The 3626-nt window shown below is 51.3% G+C and carries 3 protein-coding genes; 2 read left to right on the forward strand and 1 reads right to left on the reverse strand.

Annotated features, from left to right (window positions below; all coding sequences use genetic code 11):
* Positions 1-143: 143 nt before the first annotated feature.
* On the reverse strand, positions 144-809 hold the full coding sequence (locus H6F43_RS02060) for a TVP38/TMEM64 family protein (protein WP_199290109.1): 666 nt from the start codon (positions 807-809) through the stop codon (positions 144-146).
* Between the two features lie 709 nt (positions 810-1518).
* Here H6F43_RS02060 and H6F43_RS02065 point away from each other — a divergent pair.
* A complete protein-coding gene (locus H6F43_RS02065; RefSeq protein ID WP_190340354.1) occupies positions 1519-2997 on the forward strand; it encodes an SLBB domain-containing protein in 1479 nt (492 codons plus the stop codon).
* Between the two features lie 57 nt (positions 2998-3054).
* On the forward strand, positions 3055-3626 hold a 572-nt coding region (locus tag H6F43_RS02070; protein ID WP_242025263.1), incomplete at its 3' end, for a Wzz/FepE/Etk N-terminal domain-containing protein.

Genomic DNA, 3626 nt, shown 5'->3' on the forward strand with positions numbered 1-3626 from the left:
CAACCCCTCTCAACCCTCCCCGAAACGGAGAGGGAGCAAGAGTTTCCTCATCTAGGCGTGTACCTCACTGAATTGGGAAATGCTATGGACCCAGGCTAGTAGAGTTGCGTGCAACTCGGAGTACCCGTCGTTACACTCCCTCGTCAAAGTGACTGCTCCAATGCTTTTCTTGCGATTCGTGTGATGTAAAAGCTAACGGCAACAGCAGCAATCAACCCAACGCCGCGAATGAGCCATTGGAGCAGTTGTGGGGGAGCAGTTGTCTCCGTGCCAAGCGAGGCAAAGTTTCCAGCAAGGGAGCCGATGTAGACATAGATCACGGTGCCGGGAAGCATCCCGATCGACCCCAACACATAATCTCTCAGCGACACTTGCGTTACCCCAAATGCGTAATTGAGCAGATTGAACGGAAAAATCGGTGACAGGCGTGTCAGCAGCACAATTTTGAGTCCTTCTCTGGCAACCGCTTGGTCGATCGCCTGAAACTGAACCTTGCCCTCAAGCTGCTTTGCGACCCACCCTCGCGCTAGGTAGCGTCCGATCAGAAATGCCAGCATTGCACCAATCACCGCACCCACAAACACGCAAACCGACCCTAGCCCTATACCAAACAGCACACCGCCTCCCAGCGTCAGTATCGATCCCGGTAGGAACAGAATCGTCGCTAAAACGTAGATGCCAATGAAGGCGATCGCGCCACTGGGTCCCAACCCCTGCACCCATAGGAGAAGACGCTGTAGCAGTCCTTGCAAGTTAAGGGCTTGTGCGGTAGTTACCAACACAACAACAATGCCAATCCCTAGTAGCATTTTCAAATAGAAACAAATTGTCTGAGAAAGTTGCTGCACCTTTAATCCTTCAACCATCAACGACCCCACCCACTCTCACTGTAATTGAGTTGTTCAAAATGAGCAAAGAGTGAGGCGTTCTAGATAACGTATAAACAGTTAATTACTATTCGTCAAACTCTATTGTTTATCCAATTATTCAGTTTCATCATGTTCAGTTTGGTTTACATATTAAAGCGAAAAACTCTTCTGAAAAAACATAGAGAACTATAGAAAACGTTGATAAATCTGCTTATCAAAGGTCTATTCAATAGAAAAATATTGCGTTCATTGTTGTACAATATTTGCTTAAAAAGCTATTTGATTATTTAGCTCATTCCGCTGTTATTTCCTGCTAAAAATTGTTCCTGTAACCTGGCGCAGCTTTATTGATTCTTTAATTCGCTCTACATTTTGCGCTTGGTTATGAAGCTTAAATGAAGTTGCGGTTAAGTGCGCTGAGCAAGCGCTAGCACAAGAGGGAAGTGTAGTGCGGCTTGTGTGTTTCCTCGACTATTTTGCTCTCTTAAAATATCCAAAACTGTCCTGATTCTTCTGTTACTAACTGTAAAGCTGAGAAGGGAACTGCTTACGCTGGAGAACAGTTTGAATTAAGCAGAGCCACTAAACGCTAGCCTGCACTTCGCTCAATGATTTCACTGCGTTCCATTTTTTTACGCTAGCTTCAGCCATGATCTACCTAGACTGTTTTAAGCGATCGACCTCCCCCATCACCGCTCTAGCCCTGCTAACCTTGATTGCCTTACCGCATACCGCTTTAGCAGCGCCTCCAAGCAGCTCCCCACCTGCTTACTCCGGGTCACCCGCGTCACCCGCTAGCGAAGTGTATACCTTGGGAGCGGGCGATCGACTTCAAATCGACGTCTTCGATGCGCCAGAGTACAGCGGCGAAAACGGTCGATACCAAGTGCTGGTAGATGGCTCCCTCAACCTGCCGCTGCTGGGAAACCTTTCCGTCAAAGGCATGACGCTGAAACAACTGTCTGAAGACCTTTCCCGGCGCTACCGACGCTTCTACAAGCGTCCCTTCACCACCGCAACCCTGGTGGCTCCGCGTCCTCTGACGATCGGCGTTTCTGGCGAAGTGAATCGGACTGGCACTTACACCTTGCCGCTGGCAACTCAGGAAGGCGGCACCCAGTTTCCCACGCTCACTCGCGCTCTACAAACGGCGGGAGGCATTACCCAATCAGCAGACGTGCGCCAAATCCAGATTCGGCGTCCACAGCGCTCCGGTGCCGACCAAGTCATCACCGTTGACCTGTGGCAGTACGTTACAACTGGCAACGCGCGGCAAGATGTCAGCCTGCGCGACGGCGACTCTATCTTCATTCCCACGGTCAGTGCGCAAAATCCAGCGGAGGGACGGGTGCTGGCAGACACCACCTTTGCTGCCGACAAAGCCAAACCCGTCAGCGTCGCCATTGTCGGTGAAGTGTTTCGTCCGGGTCCTTACCTAGTCACAGGCGTTAACGCTCGTCCAGGAGTCGCAGGCGTACCGGGAGCGGTCAGCGACAACCCCACCACGCTTGGCAGTGACAAACCGCCTACCGTAACGCAGGCAATCCAGATTGCAGGTGGTATTAAACCCCAAGCCGATCTTCGCCGGATTCAAATCCGCCGCATGACGCGATCAGGCACTGACCAAACGATCGACGTAAACCTGCTGGAACTCATTAGAAGTGGCGATTTGCGGCAGGACGTGATTTTGCAGGCGGGCGACACGATTTCGATTCCGGTTGCAAAAGATTTGACGGCAGCCGAAGTCGCTGAAAACGCTAGAGCCAATTTTTCCCCAGACTTTATTCGAGTCAATATCGTGGGTGAGGTGCGGCAACCGGGAACCGTGCAGGTTCCTCCGAATACCCCCCTCAATCAAGCCCTGTTATCTGCGGGTGGCTTCGACCAGCGTCGAGCCCGCAAAGGCTCTGTAGAACTCATTCGCCTGAATCCTGACGGCTCCGTTACACGACGGAAGGTATCCATTGATTTTGCTCAAGGTACTACCGACGAAGGCAATCCGCTGCTACAAAACAACGACATCGTTGTGGTTGGGCGATCGGGATTGGCTAGCGTCTCGGACACCTTGAGCACTATTTTCGGTCCAATTACGGGAGTCTTTAACTTCCTGCGAATCTTTGGACTCTAACATTCGTCGTGTGGCTGTAGGGTCGATGTCGTATTCACAATGGAATAGAGGGTCAGAATGGAAACAAACCGCAATTCTCAGCTATCGGCAACGGACAGCAACGGTAGATTTCTCATGCCGCCCCAACCTGCACCAACCGTTGAAAACGACGAAGAAACCTTTGATTTAGGTCGGCTAGGCTCCGTGGTGCGTCGGCGGATTGGGCTAGTTTCTGGTGTAGCGCTAGGGACGATCGCCGCAGGCACAGGTCTCCTCTTCTTCATGGATGAAACAACGCCTGCCCAGTACGCGGGAAAGTTTCAGATTTTAGTAGAACCCGTTACCGCGGAAGACAAGCTAGCAAAGCTATCGACGCAAGCCCAAGGCGGCGAGACGCAGGGGGGTCCTCAGCAAATTGATGTAGAGCAGTCCAGCTTAGACTACGAAACGCAGATTCTTGTGCTGCAAAGTCGTAAGCTAATGGACCCTGTGGTCAAGGAGATTCAAAAGAAATATCCACACATCACCTACGAATTTCTGATTGGCAGCGGTAAATTGTCGGTGAGTCGCGTTAGCGCAATGGTCAATCGGACGCGACAGGAAACCAAAATGATTGAGGTGTGGTACCAAGACTCGGACCCTGAGCAAGT

This window comes from Leptolyngbya sp. FACHB-36 (assembly GCF_014695955.1).
Taxonomy (GTDB): domain Bacteria; phylum Cyanobacteriota; class Cyanobacteriia; order Leptolyngbyales; family Leptolyngbyaceae; genus FACHB-36.